The 15,351-nt window shown below is 62.6% G+C and carries 14 protein-coding genes and 1 pseudogene; 12 read left to right on the top strand and 3 right to left on the bottom strand.

What is annotated here, in order from left to right:
- Window positions 1-138: 138 nt before the first annotated feature.
- Window positions 139-264, bottom strand: coding sequence for a hypothetical protein (locus tag QYQ98_RS06845; protein WP_302006135.1), 126 nt, complete (start codon window positions 262-264; stop codon window positions 139-141).
- Between the two features lie 416 nt (window positions 265-680).
- Here QYQ98_RS06845 and QYQ98_RS06840 point away from each other — a divergent pair, with 416 nt between their 5' ends.
- The 12 genes and pseudogenes from QYQ98_RS06840 (at window position 681) to QYQ98_RS06785 (ending at window position 13,470) form a co-directional block, all read left to right on the top strand.
- Window positions 681-1,826, top strand: coding sequence for an alpha/beta hydrolase family protein (locus tag QYQ98_RS06840; RefSeq protein ID WP_302006134.1), 1,146 nt, complete (start codon window positions 681-683; stop codon window positions 1,824-1,826).
- 121 nt (window positions 1,827-1,947) lie between these two features.
- Window positions 1,948-3,912, top strand: a pseudogene (locus QYQ98_RS06835) (prolyl oligopeptidase family protein).
- A gap of 92 nt (window positions 3,913-4,004) precedes the next feature.
- Complete coding sequence (locus tag QYQ98_RS06830; protein WP_302006133.1) at window positions 4,005-4,610, top strand: copper chaperone PCu(A)C; 606 nt, start codon at window positions 4,005-4,007, stop codon at window positions 4,608-4,610.
- A 7-nt stretch (window positions 4,611-4,617) separates the two neighbouring features.
- Window positions 4,618-5,904 (top strand): Dyp-type peroxidase, encoded by a 1,287-nt coding sequence (locus tag QYQ98_RS06825; RefSeq protein WP_302007717.1) that lies wholly within the window; start codon window positions 4,618-4,620, stop codon window positions 5,902-5,904.
- An 81-nt stretch (window positions 5,905-5,985) separates the two neighbouring features.
- Window positions 5,986-7,251, top strand: coding sequence for a hypothetical protein (locus QYQ98_RS06820; protein ID WP_302006132.1), 1,266 nt, complete (start codon window positions 5,986-5,988; stop codon window positions 7,249-7,251).
- Between the two features lie 10 nt (window positions 7,252-7,261).
- Window positions 7,262-8,287, top strand: a complete 1,026-nt coding sequence (gene rfbB, locus QYQ98_RS06815) for a dTDP-glucose 4,6-dehydratase (RefSeq protein WP_302006131.1) — start codon at window positions 7,262-7,264, stop codon at window positions 8,285-8,287.
- Window positions 8,288-8,383: 96 nt separating this feature from the next.
- The gene (locus QYQ98_RS06810; RefSeq protein WP_302006130.1) at window positions 8,384-9,733 is read left to right on the top strand and encodes a sugar nucleotide-binding protein; all 1,350 of its coding nucleotides are present in this window, start codon (window positions 8,384-8,386) and stop codon (window positions 9,731-9,733) included.
- 27 nt (window positions 9,734-9,760) lie between these two features.
- Complete coding sequence (rfbA, locus tag QYQ98_RS06805) at window positions 9,761-10,624, top strand: glucose-1-phosphate thymidylyltransferase RfbA (protein WP_302006129.1); 864 nt, start codon at window positions 9,761-9,763, stop codon at window positions 10,622-10,624.
- Between the two features lie 2 nt (window positions 10,625-10,626).
- A complete protein-coding gene (locus QYQ98_RS06800; RefSeq protein ID WP_302006128.1) occupies window positions 10,627-11,457 on the top strand; it encodes a glycosyltransferase in 831 nt (276 codons plus the stop codon).
- Window positions 11,458-11,467: 10 nt separating this feature from the next.
- Complete coding sequence (locus QYQ98_RS06795; protein ID WP_302006127.1) at window positions 11,468-12,169, top strand: glycosyltransferase family 2 protein; 702 nt, start codon at window positions 11,468-11,470, stop codon at window positions 12,167-12,169.
- Window positions 12,166-12,540, top strand: coding sequence for a DUF2304 domain-containing protein (locus tag QYQ98_RS06790; RefSeq protein WP_302006126.1), 375 nt, complete (start codon window positions 12,166-12,168; stop codon window positions 12,538-12,540). The genes QYQ98_RS06795 and QYQ98_RS06790 overlap by 4 nt, the downstream gene beginning before the upstream one ends.
- Before the next feature lie 27 nt (window positions 12,541-12,567).
- Window positions 12,568-13,470 (top strand): thioredoxin domain-containing protein, encoded by a 903-nt coding sequence (locus tag QYQ98_RS06785; RefSeq protein WP_302006125.1) that lies wholly within the window; start codon window positions 12,568-12,570, stop codon window positions 13,468-13,470.
- An 84-nt stretch (window positions 13,471-13,554) separates the two neighbouring features.
- Here QYQ98_RS06785 and QYQ98_RS06780 read toward each other — a convergent pair whose 3' ends face one another.
- Together QYQ98_RS06780 and QYQ98_RS06775 are read right to left on the bottom strand one after the other, a co-directional pair.
- On the bottom strand, window positions 13,555-14,184 hold the full coding sequence (locus QYQ98_RS06780; protein ID WP_302006124.1) for an MBL fold metallo-hydrolase: 630 nt from the start codon (window positions 14,182-14,184) through the stop codon (window positions 13,555-13,557).
- A gap of 13 nt (window positions 14,185-14,197) precedes the next feature.
- The gene (locus QYQ98_RS06775) at window positions 14,198-15,343 is read right to left on the bottom strand and encodes an S-(hydroxymethyl)mycothiol dehydrogenase (RefSeq protein ID WP_302006123.1); all 1,146 of its coding nucleotides are present in this window, start codon (window positions 15,341-15,343) and stop codon (window positions 14,198-14,200) included.
- Window positions 15,344-15,351: the final 8 nt, after the last annotated feature.

The raw sequence follows: 15,351 nt of genomic DNA, 5'->3' as shown, positions 1-15,351 counted from the left end.
CCCGACACGGTAATCTGCGTTCGGAGTGGCTTGAACCCTAACCGGCAACTGAAAAAGGCAAGAGAATAATCCCATCGAAAACCGGGCCCCGAAAGATCGGAAGCCCGGCCGGTTGAGTGTCCTCGCTTGGGCGTCGTCCTAGAACATGCCTAGGCCGAGAGCGATCGTGGAAGAGGTAGAAGACAGCTGGTGGGTGAGGCCACCCAAGAACTCGTTGATCATCAGCTGGATCTGCTCGATGGGGTTCAGCGGGGTGTTCTTCATGAAGAGTGTCCTTTTCTGTTGCCGTAGTCATTGTCGGGGCACCCACTAAGCCATCTCCTGAGTGCGGCTCCGAGCTATTTAAAATTTGAGTGGGTCGCCCGCGTTCGTTTCGTTGGGTGTTTCGCGCTGGATTGCGTCCTCGTTACGACATTGCCCGAAAAATTTTTGTCCGAGGCTACCGAACGACAACACACGCAGGTCGGATCGTAACACGTTTAACATCCGACACAACTGGAACGGAATTATCGGTTGTGCGTCAGCTGGCCCAAGGTTAGAGTCAAGGACACTCCAAGAATCTTAGGCGTGTATACGCGTAGCGGTAACGGAATGCGTTCGCGCAGCGAAATTCGGAGTGGAACCATATCGGCTGGGGTGTCATTGAAACAGCCCGTCAAAACAAATAAGGATTCTTAGACATGAAGCTCTTCCGCTCCGTCGCCGCGATCGCGGCCGCTACGGCGCTCACTTTCGGCGCAGCATCCGCGAATACGGTAAGCGCAGCTCCCGTCAGTGCTCAACAAGCGGCGGGCAACGCCGCAGTGGGAACGGTCAAGAATTGGAACGCGCACCCTGCCCCTCAAGCGGTCCTCACCGGTGAGACTGCAAAGTGGGTCAACAGCGTCGACCACAATAAGGTCTGGGCTTTCTGGGTCCACTCCCCATCTATGGGACGTGACATCCCAGTTGCAGTCATCCCGGCCCGCAACGCTCAGGGCGAGCTGGTGAAAAACGCTCCGACGATCTACCTGCTCAACGGTGCGGGCGGCGCGGAACAGAATTCTGACTGGCTGACCTACGCGGAGACGCAGAAGTTCTACGAAAAGAAGGGCGTCAACGTCGTCATCCCGATGGAGGGCGCGTTCTCCTACTACACCGACTGGTTGAACACCCCGAAGGCTGCCTACTTCAAGGGCCCCCAGAAATGGGAAACATTCTTGACCAAGGAACTGCCGGGGCCGATTGAGCAGCGCCTTGGTGCGGACAACCGTCGCGCGATCATCGGCTTCTCAATGTCCGGTACCTCTGCCCTTCTGCTCCCGGAAAAAGTCCCCGGTTTCTACGATGCGGCAGCAAGCTTCTCCGGATGCGCCGCTACATCTTCTCCGGCCGCGTACAACTTCGCCCGCCTGACTGTGAACCGTGGCGCTGGTTCGGCCGCGAATTTCCAGACGGTCACCCCGGAGCAGATGTGGGGGCCCATGGGTGGCCCGTACAACCGCGCTAACGACGCCCTCCTGAACGCGGACAAACTGCGTGGCACGGAGCTCTATGTTTCCACCGCCACAGGTCTCGCTGCGGAGCAGGACATGGTCGGCTACCTCGCTGCTCAGGGTGCCAGCCTAGGAGCAGCTTACAAAACATCCATGGTCCTCCAGGTCGAGGGAGGTGTGATCGAAGCTGCAATCAACAGCTGCAACCACGATCTCAAAGCCAAGCTGGACAGCCTGAACATTCCGGCGCACTACGAGTTCCGTAACGTGGGCACCCACTCTTGGCCGTTCTGGCGCATGGACATGGAAACCTCCTGGAACAAGACCATCAAGCCGGCATTCAAAATGTAACAATTAAGCACCACCCAAAGACTCCGGAATCTGCTCGTTCCGGAGTCTTTTTCTTTGCCCGATCGTTGTCATCACTGCATCGCTAGCTCGGCAAACGACGGCGAGGTCTTAGGGTGGCTGTATGGAAGATTCCACTCGCTCCCCCGTCCCCGATCTGACTATCGACCCCGCTGAGTTGCATGACATCACCGGGCGCGCAGCTCTTACCTGGGCAGAGGAGTGGTCGGGCCTCACAGAATCAGCGCTCGACACAGACGATTTGGCTCGGCGGATTCGCGGGGTTCTCGACACCGACGACAAGATCCCTTACGTCACCCGCCGTGGCGGCCATCTCTACAATTTCTGGCGCGATCATGCTCATCCCCGCGGCCTTTGGCGCCGGACAACTCTAGAACGCTTCCTCGCGGCAGACACCGAGTGGGAGCTTCTTCTCGACATCGATGAACTTTCCGCGTCCGAGGGTGAGGATTGGGTGTGGAAAGGTGCTTCCGTTCGCCCCATCGTCTGTGACCGCGCGCTTGTTCGGCTGTCACGCGGCGGGTCCGACGCTGTCGTGGTGCGCGAGTTCGATTTAGCCACACTCACGTTCAGCGGATTCGAGCTCCCGGAGGCGAAATCCGAGGCCAGCTGGATTGACCGCGATACCTTGCTCGTGGGCACGGACTTGGGCGGAGACTCTTTGACGACGTCCGGTTACCCGGTCGAGGTGCGTTTGTAGCACCGGGGCACAAATCTGGCCGACGCCGAAGTGCAATTCCGTGGCGAACGCTCCGATGTCGCGGTCGGCGCGTACCGCGATCACACCCCCGGATCCAAACGCACGATTTTCATGCGCGCGCTCGATTTCTACAACCAGCACACGTACATCGACGGCACGCTTATCGACGTCCCCTCCGACTGCACCCCCATCCCCCACCGCCAATGGCTTTTCTTGCTTCCCCGCACCGAATTCGCAGGCTTAGCCAGCGGCGAACTCGGTGTCATTGACCTCAACAGCTTCCTTGCCGGCGACCGAGACGTGCAGGTTCTGGTGGGCGGAACGACTGTGGAAGACATCTCGTTCACCGCTTCTACGGTTTTGGTGACCACCCTCGACGATGTCGTGACACGCATCAGCTCATTTGAGCTGGGCACGTGGGAGCGCACGGATTTGGATCTTCCGGAAGCTGCGACTGCGAACGTGGTCGGCACCAGTCCCCTCGACGGCGATGAGGTGTGGATCAACGCCTCCTCGTTCACTACCCCGCCGTCACTTTTGCGAAACGGGGAGGTAGTGTGCCGGGCACCCGACCTGTTCGACGCCACCGGCCTCGAGACCCGTCAACACTGGGCCACCTCCACGGACGGGACAGAGATTCCTTATTTCATCACCGGTGACTTCTCCCTCGGTGCACGCCCCACCCTTGTCGGAGGCTACGGCGGCTTCGAAGTGTCACTCACACCCGGGTACTCCGCCGTTCGCGGTGCCGCGTGGTTAGAGAAAGGATATTTCTTTGTTCAACCGAATCTGCGTGGTGGCGGAGAATTCGGGCCGGAATGGCACTCTCAAGTCGTGAAGATGAACCGCCACAAAGTATGGGAGGACCACCGAGCTGTGCTCGAGGACGTTGTCGCGCGCGGCTACAGCACCCCTGACCAGCTCGGGATTCGGGGCGGTTCGAACGGTGGACTTCTCACTTCAGGGGCACTGGTCCAGTACCCGGAGCTGTTCGGTGCCGCTGTCATCCAGGTTCCCCTGACTGACATGCTGCGCTACCACACGATGTCCGCCGGGGCCTCCTGGATGGCTGAGTACGGGGATCCGGACATCCCCGGTGAGCGCGCAGCGATCGAGACCTGGTCGCCGCTGCACAACATCTCCCCAGACGCGGAGTACCCGCCAGCACTCGTAACTACTTCCACCCGAGATGACCGCGTTCATCCAGCGCACGCGCGTACTTTCGCCCTCGCCCTCGCACAAGCCGGCCATCCGGTGGACTACTTCGAGAACACTGCAGGAGGCCACGCTGGCGCTGCCGACAACGAGCAGATCGCACGGGTGGAGGCGCTCGTCTACGGCTGGCTTGACGCTCGAATCGGTACCTAACCACATGGAGCCCGGAACTTTTCACGACCAACTTCCGACTACCCCTGAAAAACAGATTGTGTGCTTGGCCCCAGTTTCACGAAAGGATTCCCATGCGAAAGAAGATCACGGCCCTGACAACTCTGTTGTGCGCAGGCTCTGCAGCACTCGCCGGTTGCTCGAACGACGGCACAGACAACGCAGCAACTACAGAGGCCCCAGCCACCGCAAGCACCGCAGCTGCTTCCAGCCCAGCTGCCGGCAGCGAATCCGTCACTGCCGACGATGAGGCATCAGCAATAGAGCTCGCCGACGGCTATTGCCGCGCCAAAGAGCCTCAATCCGACATGACCGCCTGCTTCGGCACCCTCACCAATTCCTCGGGCACCGTCATCACAGTCGAATCCTTCACCGCCCCGGATCTCGCGGGTGCCTCGACCGAGCTGCACGAGGTCGTCGACGGGCAGATGCGCCAGAAGGAGGGCGGGTTCACGATTGCCGCGAACGGCTCCCATGAACTCGCTCCCGGCGGTGAGCACCTCATGGTGCTGAATTACCCGGATCCGATCCAGGCGGGCGACACCTTGACCTTCAACCTAATCATGGGCGACGGATCCGAGTTCACCACCGAATTCCCGGTGCGTGAGCAGCCGTCCGGCGAAGAGGATTATGCGGGTGGTGAGCACGGCGGTGACCACGCATCCCACCAAGCCCACTAACAGCACTATTGAAACTGACAACACTGCAACCCGCGCTGCGGAGCAGGCTCAACTCGCCGGGGTTCCCCGCCGCCAATTCTTACGTGGCGTCGGGGTAGCTAGCGCCGCCACCGCAGTAGCGGCCAGTGCGACCGCCTGCGGGGAGGAAGAGGAAGGGGGCGAACAGGGCGCCGATAAGCCTGCTGATGCGTGGCCCGGGCAAGGAACCGCGGACGACAATGCGACAGTGGCGTTCGATGGCGAACACCAAGCCGGGATTGCGACGCCGGAGCAATCCTTCTGCAAGCTGATCGCTTTCGACGTGAAGGACGACAAGCGCACGTCGGCAGACATGGTGAGGCTCATGCGCCTGTGGACCGACGATGCCCGCCGAATGTGCGGCGGCCGCGCGGGACTCGCCGACCTCGAGCCCGAGAACCTCCGTTCGACCGCGAATCTCACAATCACAGTGGGCTACGGCCGCAGCTTGCTAGACAGGCTGGGTCTTAGCGACCGCGCCCCCGATTGGCTCGGCGACCTGCCCGAATACAGCCGCGACGAGCTGCGCCCCGAATGGTCAGGCGGTGATATTTGCCTGCAGATCTGCGCGGACGACCGCTTCACCCTTGCGCATGCCGCACGTTTCATGGTCAAAGCCGCACGCAGTTACGCTGATGTCACGTGGATCCAAGACGGCTTTCTGCACTCGCGCGAATCTATCCAGCAGGGCGAAACGCCGCGCAATCTGTTCGGCCAGCTCGACGGTTCCGGTAACCCCCCAGTCGAGGAATTCGACGACGTCGTCTGGATCGACAATGGCCCCGCGTGGCTTCAGGGCGGCACAGCAATGGTGGTGCGTCGCATCGCCATGCATCTCGACGAATGGGACATTCTCGACCGCCCCTCCCGCGAGGTCGTCACCGGCCGACGCCTCGACAACGGCGCACCGCTGACCGGCACCGATGAATTCGACGATCCCGACTTCGATGCCCGCGACGAATACGGTCTTCCCGTCATCGACCCTAAATCGCACATGGCGCGCGCGAAATCGGCTGACCCCGCCGAACGAATCTTCCGCCGCCCCTACAACTACGAGATTCCGCCGGGCCCCGATTCCCGCGGAACGTCGAACGCGGGCCAGATGTTCATCTGCTACCAGAAGAACCCGCTTGCCCAGTTCAACGCCATCCAGGAACGCCTCGACAGCGCCGACCGCCTCAACGAGTGGATCACCCATATTGGCTCCGCCTTGTTCGCTGTTCCCCACGGCACATCGGATGGGCAGTATTGGGGCCAGAATCTCTTCGAAGCATGACAACGAGCTGGCTCAGGCGGACTCTCTCCAACCCCAATCACGCCTCGGGTCCGCGCTGTGCGCGGGTAGAGTTACCCTACGATGAAATCGCTGTCATTCGCGACCCTGTTCGCCGCACTCTCCGGCTTCGTGGTGCTGTGGGTCGCGTCGTGGACCCTCGACGCCGAGACGCAGATGCCACTGTTCCAGGCGTACTGGAGCCTCTTCTTCGCGTCGGCCGGATTCATCGACGGCATCACCCAAGAGACCACGCGCGCAGTCGCTGCGGCCCGTCAGGAGGGGGTTCGCGGTACCGCCAACCCGTGGCGTCTGGCGGGTGCCGGCGCAGCCGTGGTTGCCGTCCTCACAGCGGCGTTGGGGGCGCTGACCATGGCGCACTTCGTTCCCCCGACTCCGCAGCTCGCCACGAGCCTGCTGGTCTTCGGCCTCGCCAGCTATGTTTTCCAAGCGGTGTTATCGGGCATCTTGAGCGGCTCAGGGCTGTGGAACCAGTACGCTGGCCTGGTCGCCCTGGATTCAGGCATCCGTCTCATTGTGGCCGGTGTGGCGTGGTGGGCTGGGTGGGGTCTGCCTGCCTTCCTCGGCATCACTGTGATCGGTGCGGCGTCGTGGGTTGTGGTTCTAGGTGCGTCGGGCCAGGCCCGCAGTCGGATTCGGGTGGCTTTGGATGTCGACCGCGGGATGTTCCTGCGGCAGGTGCTGTCTGCCGTTGTGGCGACAGGGGCATCCGCTTTGCTCATCACCGGCTTCCCCGCGATGGCCACCGCGGCCTTCTCCTCCGGAGGGGCCGGGGCAGTCGCTGGGACCGGAGCCACCGTCGCTGCGGTCAACCAAGCGGTGCTGCTGACACGTGCCCCCGTGCTTGTTCCTCTCCAGCGTTTCCAATCCGCGCTAGTTGTCCGGTTCGTTCATCAGCGCGATCGCATCTACACGTCGCTCGCTGTGCCTATCGGTGCGATTCTCAGCGTTGGCGCTGTGGGTTTCGTCGCGGCGTGGCTGATTGGCCCATGGATCCTACGGGCGTTCTTCCCCGCCGAGCTCTTCGTGCCCGGGCTGCCACTCGGCTTGCTCACTTTCGCTTCCGCAATCATGGGGGCGCTCATTATCACCGGCACCGCAGTCCTCGCGATCGAGCAGCACTCCTGGTACGTCGCAGGCTGGGTCGCGGGTGCAGCGACTGCTTTCGGACTCTTGTTCGCTCTTCCCATCGCCCTAGGAACGGGTGTGACTGCGACAGTGATCGTAGCTCTCACCGCCGGCCCCCTCGTCGGTGCCGCGGTGCACCTTGCCGGTTTGGCGGGAGCTACTGGCAAGACGCGCAGCTCGAGCAACTCCTCGAGCAGATAGCATGGCCCACATGACTCACGAGCCCGCTCCGCACCAGTACCGTTCCACGATGCTCGTGACAGGGGGCGCGGGCTTCATCGGCTCGAATTTCGTGCGCATGGTCGCGCAGCGGCAACCCGAGACGAAGATCATTGTTCTGGACGCGTTGACGTACGCGGGCAACGCGCAGAATCTCGCAGGTCTCGACCACAACAGAGTCGAGCTGGTGAAGGGGCGCGTGGAGGATGCTGGGGTCGTCGATGAGCTGTGCGCGGAAGCGGACACGGTCGTGCATTTCGCTGCGGAATCGCACAACGACAACTCACTGCGGGATCCCTCCCCTTTTGTGCGGACAAACCTCGTGGGCACGTTCACGCTGCTAGAAGCTGTGCGCGCGCACGGTAACCGCTTCCACCACATTTCCACCGACGAAGTGTTCGGCGACCTCGCCTTGAACGACCCAGCGCGGTTCACTGAAGACACTCCGTACCGGCCGTCGTCTCCGTATTCTGCGACCAAGGCCGGCTCGGACCACCTCGTGCGTGCGTGGGTGCGCTCGTTCGGGATCAACGCGACGATCTCGAACTGCTCGAATAATTACGGCCCGTACCAGCATGTGGAGAAGTTCATTCCACGGCAGATCACGAATCTGCTAACGGGACGCCTTGCGAAACTGTACGGCACGGGCGAGCAGGTCCGCGATTGGATTCATGTGGACGACCACAATGACGCGGTGCTCACAATCCTGGAACGCGGCCGGAGAGGCGAGACATACAACATCGGTGCAAGCGGTGAGCGCTCGAACAAGGAGATTATCGAGCTCATCTGCGAATTGATGGGAGGCACGTACGAACACGTCGCGGACCGACCGGGACATGATCAGCGCTACGCGATGGACGCGTCGAAGCTCCGCGAAGAACTGTCCTGGACGCCCCAATATGGAGGCGACTTCCGAACTGGACTAGAGCAAACTATCCGCTGGTACGAGGAGAACGAGGCTTGGTGGCACAGCGCGAAAGATGCTGTGGAACACGGCTACGCGGCACGGGGGCAATGAGGGAGCTTCGCAAAAAATGACAAAACCCGATGAACGGCAGTATCCAGTCGCCGTTCTAGGCTCGGCGCGGTCCGGCTGGGAACTAGACTCGCAGGCATGCTGGAACGCTCGACAAACGTTTCCCCGATCCACGGTCTCACGGTCCACCACCTCACCGTCCACGGCGATAACCGCGGGTGGTTCAAGGAGAATTGGGCGGGCACACCGCCGCTGCGTGTAGAGCAGAACAACGTTAGCTTCAACGCCTCACGCGGTGCGACGCGGGGGATGCACGCGGAGCCGTGGGACAAATACGTCTCGGTGGCCACGGGACGGGTGTACGGCGCGTGGGTGGACATGCGCGAGGGCTCGGCAACGTACGGCGAGAAATTCGGGTGCGAGATCGGGCCGGACACGGCGGTCTTCGTGCCGCGCGGGGTGGCGAACGGTTTCCAGGCGCTCGAGGACGGCACCACGTACACCTATCTGTGCAACGCGCGCTGGTCGCCGGACGCGAATTACGCATTCTGCTCGTACAAGGAGATCGAATGGCCGCTCGAGCCCACGGAAGTCTCCGCCAAAGACGAGCAGCATCCGCCGCTTATCGACGCCACAGCTGTCCCTGACCGCCGCGCTCTCGTCACCGGGGCGGACGGTCAGTTGGGCCGCGCTTTGCGGAAGCTGCTGCCGGACGCGGATTTCTGCGGCCACGACGACTTCGACCTGACGTGGTCTGTGGAGCGGATGCTGCAGACGAGGGATTTTTCGCAGTACTCGACGATCATCAACGCGGCAGCGTTCAACGATGTCAACGGGGCCGAGAGCACGGAAGGCCGAGCGGCGGCGTGGAAGGTCAACGCGCTCGGCCCGGCGAAGCTGGCGCAAATAGCTAACCGCTACGACCTCACCCTGGTGAACGTGTCCACGGACTACGTGTTCGACGGAACGGTCGTAGAACACTCCGAGGAGGAGCCGCCGAGCCCGCTGGGGGTGTATGGGGCGTCGAAAAGCGCGGGCGAGGCTGCTGCTTCCGCGGCGGCGAAGCATTACGTTGTGCGCACGAGCTGGGTCTTCGGCGACGGCGGCAACTTCATGTCCACGATGGCGCGGCTGGCGCAAAAGGGCGCGGCGCCGAAGGTGGTCAACGACCAGCGAGGGCGGCCCACCTGGGCAGAGGACCTCGCCCGGGGAATCGTGCACCTGGTGGACACGGGCGCGGAGTACGGCATCTACAACATCACCTCCTCCGGCGATGCCGCCACCCGCGACGAGATCGCCATGGCTGTCTTCGTCGCCGCGGGCGCGGACCCCGCCGATGTCCACCCCGTCAGCTCCGCTGAGTACCAGGCGGAGTTCGGGCCCGAGGCGCCGCGGCCGGCCGAATCCACCCTGACTCTGGACAAGATCGAGGCCACCGGATTCTCCCCGACCAACTGGCGCGTGGCACTCGCCTTGTACATCGATTAGGCCGCGACCCCAGTTAGACTCCCAACCATGAAGGGCATCATTCTCGCCGGCGGATCGGGCACGCGGCTGTACCCGATCACCAAGGGTATTTCGAAGCAGCTCATGCCCATCTACGACAAACCGATGATCTACTACCCGCTGTCCACGCTGATCAGCGCGGGCATTCGGGAGATCCTGATCATCACCACGCCCGAGGACCAGGACGCATTCATGCGCCTACTTGGCGACGGCTCCTCCTGGGGCCTCATGATCGACTACGCCGTCCAGCCCTCCCCCGACGGACTCGCCCAAGCCTTTATCATCGGCGAGGACTTCATCGGCGACGACTCCGTGGCCCTCGTTCTCGGCGACAACATTTTCGACGGCGCCGAGCTCACCCGCCTCATGGGCGACGCCTTCGACCCCGCTGGCGGCGCCATCTTCGCCTACGAAGTCTCCGACCCCGAGCGCTACGGCGTGGTCAGCTTCGACGAGCACGGCACCGCCACCGCCATTGAGGAGAAACCGGAGCACCCGCAATCCAATTTCGCGGTGGTGGGACTGTATTTCTACGACAACGACGTGGTGGAGATAGCCAAGACAATCACCCCCTCTGAGCGCGGCGAGCTGGAAATCACCAGTGTCAACGAGACCTACCTTCAGCGCGGCGACCTTAAAGTTCACCGCCTGCACCGCGGCGACGTGTGGCTGGACACCGGCACCATCGACTCGATGAGCGAGGCCAGCTCGTACGTCGAAGTCATCCAGAAACGTACCGGCACCGTCATCGGCTCCCCCGAAGTCGCCGCATTCCGCCAGGGCTTCATCAATGCCGCAGCCCTTGAGCGCCTCGCCGAACCAATGCTGAAATCCGGCTACGGCCAGTACCTTCTCGACGCAGCCCGGGAGTGACCATGAACGCGCACCATTCCGCCAGTCCCAGCCTGACACCCGGAGCCGTCACCGTCCTCATGTCGGTGTACCGCAACACCACGGCAGACGAGCTCGAACACGCCTTGGACAGCATCACTGCCCAGACGCGCCCACCGGAGCGCGTGCTGGTGGTCAAGGATGGGCCGGTGCAGGGGGACGTCAATAAGCTGCTTGCTTCCGTGGACACCGTGACGTTGCCCAACAACCGCGGGCTCGGCATCGCGTTGCGCGAAGGCCTCGCGGAGGTGGACACGGAATTCGTCGCGCGGCTCGACTCCGACGACACGGCGTTCCCGGAGCGCCTGGAAAAACAACTGGCGTTTATGGCCGCGCACCCGGACATCGCCGTGCTCGGCACCGCGATGCAGGAATTCGACGGCGACGCCCTCGGCGGCATCCGGCGGCTGCCCGAAACCCACGACGCGCTCGCGCGGTACGCGAAAATCAACTCCCCGCTGAACCACCCCTCCGTGCTCATGCGGGTCGCCGATGTCCGCGAGGTCGGCGGCTACCGCCCCATGCACAACATGGAGGACTACGACCTGTGGGCGCGCCTGATCGCGGGCGGCAAGAAACTCCACAACCTCCCGGAACCCCTCACCTACTTCCGTGTCGACGACGCCCAGATGAAGCGCCGCGCCACCCCAGAAACACGGCGCGCGGAACGGGAAATGCAGCGGGCGCTCGTGAGCTACGGACTGGTCTCACGCCCGCGCGCCGTGCTGAATTTCGCCGTGCGCAACCTCTACCGCGCGCTCCCCTTAGGCGCCATGCGGCGCGTTTACTCCCGCCTCTTCCACCGCGCGGACTAAAGTCTCGTTCATGACCCAGCAGCGCCGCTTCGACGACACATGGCTCGTCGTTCCGTGCTACAACGAGGGTCCCGTCATCGGGGACGTGCTGCGGAACGCACTGAAGACATTCCCCAACATTGTCGCGGTCAATGACGGCTCCGTGGACAACTCCGCTGCTGATATTCACGCTGCCGGCGCCCACTTAGTCAACCACCCGGTGAATCTCGGACAAGGCGCAGCGATCCAGACCGGTGTCGAGTACGCGCGAGCGCAACCGGGCGCCACATACTTCGTCACTTTCGACGCCGACGGACAGCACCAAGTCCACGACGTCGTGCGCATGGTCGACCGACTCCGGACAGAACCGGTGGACATCATCGTAGGCACACGCTTCGCAGACGGAGCCAACACAGAAAACGTCCCCTGGATCAAACGCCTGGTGCTCAGGACCGTCGTGTTCCTCTCCCCACGCAGCCGTCGGCTCGGGCTCACCGACGCCCACAACGGGCTCCGCGCTTTCAACGCGAAGGTCGCCTCGGAGATGAATATCCGGATGAACGGGATGTCCCACGCATCCGAGATTGTCGCCATGATGGACACACACGGCTGGCGCGTCGCCGAAGAACCGGTGGACATCCTTTACACCGACTACTCCATGTCCAAGGGGCAATCGCTGGTCAACGGCGTGAATATTCTCGCCGACGGTCTCGTCGCCAGGAGGCTCCCATGATCCAAGTTCTGCTGCTCCTGGCGGCGTTTGCGCTTGTCCTGTACTTCTTCACCAACCGCAAGAAGGCTAACGCGAAAGCATGGGTCAAGCTCGGCTTCGTCTTCATGGTGTTCGCCGCTGTATGGGCTATCCTGCGGCCCGACGATGTCACCGTTGTGGCGAACTGGCTCGGCGTCGACCGTGGCACCGACCTCATGCTGTACGTGTTGATCATCGCGTTCTTCTTCACCACGTTGTCCACGTGGGTGCGTTTCCGCGAACAGGAGCTTCGCTACGCGCGCCTCGCCAGGGCGGTAGCCCTGCAAAACGCGGTGCCCCCGGAGGCAGGCCCTTATGCCACAGCCGAGAACAAGACCAAGAACAGCCAGTAGCACCCAATCCGGCTAAGCTAAGTCCCCATGAGCGCGAAGTCGACCGAGGACACGACAGGAAAACAGGGCAGTCGGGACACCAAAAAGGACCGTGGAGGGACGAGAATCCCACCATTGATGTGGGCTTTCACAGCTGTCCTGGCTTTGGGTATCGGCGTCGGAGGCTACATTCTCGGCGACAACCACGGCTATGACCGAGCTGTAGATGCGGCGGAAGCAGGTCAGCTGCAAGAGACGAACAGCTCCGCTCCCGTGACAGAGATTCCGGACGATGCGAAACCTGGCACCGATTTCACCGAGGCGAAGGCGAGCGAGGACGCCGCCCTGATTCAAGGCCCCGGCGCGCCGATCAACTCGCGTCAGGAGATCTCCAATTCGGCCCGGCGCGACCCGAATGACCCGTTCGCGATCGGAGCCGTCGACGCACCAGTCGTCATCGCAGAATTCACCGACTGGGATTGCCCGTTCTGCATCCGCCACGCTGTGGACACGGAACCGGAGCTGATCAAGGAGTACGTGGAGCCGGGCTACGTCCGCATCGAGTGGAATGACATGCCAATTAACGGCGAGGCAGCTCACGCTGCTGCCCGGGCAGGTCGCGCTGCCGCTGAACAGGGCAAGTTCGCGGAGTACAAAAAAGCGTATTTCGACGAGGCGCGCGGAACTGACGGGCATCCGGGCTTCGGGCTTGAAGACTTCGTTCGCTTCGCGGAGGCCGCCGGGGTACCGGACATGGATAAATTCCGAGAGGATGCTACCAGCGACAAGTACGACAAGGCGATCGAGGAGGCCCTCGATTACGCACAGGGCCTGGGTATCAGCGGAACACCCGGGTTCATCATCAACGACGAATTCATTGGCGGTGCACTGCCCATCGACGACTTCCGCAAGGTCATCAACGGCGAGCTGAACAAGACGTCAAAGAAATAGCTGTTCAAAGAAATAGCTGTTCCAAAATAGCCGTTGCACCGTCGCCCCCATCGTGACTGCGGCTGGCGGCGGCGCACGGGCCGGCTAGTATCCGCGCCGGATCCACTCCTCCAAGTGCGGAGCCTCCGCCCCGACGGTGGTGCTGTCGCCGTGGCCAGTGCGGACAACCGTCTCAGTCGGCAGGTCCAGCACCGACTTCTGCAGCGACTCGATGATGGTGTCGAAGGAGGAGAAGCTGCGTCCTGTCGCCCCCGGCCCGCCCTGGAAGAGGGTGTCGCCGGAGAAGAGCTCGCTCGCTTCCTCTGCGTAGAGCACCACGGATCCGGGCGAGTGCCCCGGCGTGGACAGCACCTTGAGCTCGGTGCCGGCGATGGTGAACACCTGACCATCGGAAAGCGGTTCGAAGGGCTCGGCCGGGTTGGCGTCGCCCCAGAGCATGTCGTCGCCGGGGTGGAGGTACACAGGGGCGTCGACAAGCTTGCTCAGCAGCGGCGCAGCGTCCACATGGTCGTTATGCCCGTGTGTGGCCACGATGCCCTTCACGGTGCGGTCACCGACGGCCTTGGCGATCGCTTCAGCATCGTGCGCGGCGTCGATGATCAAAACCTCGGAATCGTCGCCGACGATCCAGACATTGTTGTCCACCTCCCATTCGCCGCCGTCGAGCTTGAACAGGCCGGATGTGACTACGTTCTCGATCTTCAATCCTGGCATGAGGTTGTGCTCCTTAGATTTCGACAACAGAGCGCAAAACGTCGCCCTGCTTCATTTTGGTGAATGCTTCTTCGACATCGCCCAGTCCGATGCGCTCGGAAACGAATTCGCCGAGCGGGAACCGGCCGTCCAAGTGCAGGTCGACGTAGGTGGGGAAATCGCGTTCCGGGAGGCAGTCGCCGTACCAAGCCGGTTTGATGGAGCCGCCGCGTGCATAAAGGTCAATCGCAGGGATGTCCACGTGGTCGGTCTGATTGGGCACGCCGACCATGACCATGCGACCAGCGAGGTCGCGCGAGTAGAACGCCTGACGCCAAGTGGGCTGAATACCCACAGCGTCGATGGTCACGTCGGGCCCGTAGCCGCCGGTGAGCTCGCGGACCTTCTCGATGACTGCGTCTTCGCTTAGGTCCTTGCTGCAGATCGTGTGGGTTGCACCGAAGCGTTCGGTGGCGGCATCGCATTTCCGCTTATCGACGTCCACCGCAATCACCTTTGTCGCCCCTGCCAGAGCAGCTCCTGCGACGGCGGCGAGACCCACTCCTCCGAGGCCGAAAACGGCGACAGTCTCGCCACGCTGAACGTCCGCGGTGTTCACCGCGGCACCGAGACCCGCCATGATCCCGCAGCCGAGAAGACCTGCGGCGGCTGGGTCCTCGTCGGGGTTCACCTTGGTGCACTGCTTTTCGTGCACGAGGGTCTTCTCGGCGAACGAACCGATGCCGAGTGCCGCCGTGAGAGCCGTCCCGTCCTCAAGCGTCATCGGCTGGGACGCGTTGTGCGTGTTGAAGCAGTTCTTCGTGTCGCCCTTGCGGCAGGCGCGGCACTCGCCGCACACCGCGCGCCAGTTAAGCACCACGAAATCGCCCGGCGCGACGTGGGTGACATCCTCGCCGACGGTCTCAACGACACCAGCGGTCTCGTGGCCGAGGAGGAACGGGTAGGCATCCTCGATGTCGCCGTCCCGGTATGCGAGGTCCGTGTGGCATACGCCGGTGGCCTGCACTTTCACCACCACGTCGTGAGGGCCTGGGGCCGGGATCACAATGTCCGCGAGCTCCACCTCCGCCCCTTTTTCGCGGGCGATGACACCCTTGACCGTCTGCTGCGCAGTTTCTTGCTCGGGTGTTCGTTCGGGGGTTGTCGCGCTATTCGTCATGCCCCGAG

This window comes from Corynebacterium sp. P3-F1, assembly GCF_030503635.1.
Taxonomy (GTDB): Bacteria; Actinomycetota; Actinomycetes; order Mycobacteriales; family Mycobacteriaceae; genus Corynebacterium.
The sequence above is the reverse complement of the archived record's forward strand: the minus strand, read 5'-3'. Positions and strand labels throughout refer to the sequence as shown.

Bases quoted from the DNA above. Each gene is read 5' to 3' on its own strand.
- QYQ98_RS06845 (WP_302006135.1), bottom strand. From the start codon at position 264: ATGAAGAACACCCCGCTGAACCCCATCGAGCAGATCCAGCTGATGATC.
- QYQ98_RS06800 (WP_302006128.1), top strand. From the start codon at position 10,627: ATGAACGCGCACCATTCCGCCAGTCCCAGCCTGACACCCGGAGCCGTC.
- QYQ98_RS06820 (WP_302006132.1), top strand. From the start codon at position 5,986: ATGAAATCGCTGTCATTCGCGACCCTGTTCGCCGCACTCTCCGGCTTC.
- QYQ98_RS06785 (WP_302006125.1), top strand. From the start codon at position 12,568: ATGAGCGCGAAGTCGACCGAGGACACGACAGGAAAACAGGGCAGTCGG.
- rfbB (WP_302006131.1), top strand. From the start codon at position 7,262: ATGACTCACGAGCCCGCTCCGCACCAGTACCGTTCCACGATGCTCGTG.
- QYQ98_RS06810 (WP_302006130.1), top strand. From the start codon at position 8,384: ATGCTGGAACGCTCGACAAACGTTTCCCCGATCCACGGTCTCACGGTC.
- QYQ98_RS06790 (WP_302006126.1), top strand. From the start codon at position 12,166: ATGATCCAAGTTCTGCTGCTCCTGGCGGCGTTTGCGCTTGTCCTGTAC.
- QYQ98_RS06775 (WP_302006123.1), bottom strand. From the start codon at position 15,343: ATGACGAATAGCGCGACAACCCCCGAACGAACACCCGAGCAAGAAACT.
- QYQ98_RS06830 (WP_302006133.1), top strand. From the start codon at position 4,005: ATGCGAAAGAAGATCACGGCCCTGACAACTCTGTTGTGCGCAGGCTCT.
- QYQ98_RS06840 (WP_302006134.1), top strand. From the start codon at position 681: ATGAAGCTCTTCCGCTCCGTCGCCGCGATCGCGGCCGCTACGGCGCTC.
- QYQ98_RS06780 (WP_302006124.1), bottom strand. From the start codon at position 14,184: ATGCCAGGATTGAAGATCGAGAACGTAGTCACATCCGGCCTGTTCAAG.
- rfbA (WP_302006129.1), top strand. From the start codon at position 9,761: ATGAAGGGCATCATTCTCGCCGGCGGATCGGGCACGCGGCTGTACCCG.
- QYQ98_RS06795 (WP_302006127.1), top strand. From the start codon at position 11,468: ATGACCCAGCAGCGCCGCTTCGACGACACATGGCTCGTCGTTCCGTGC.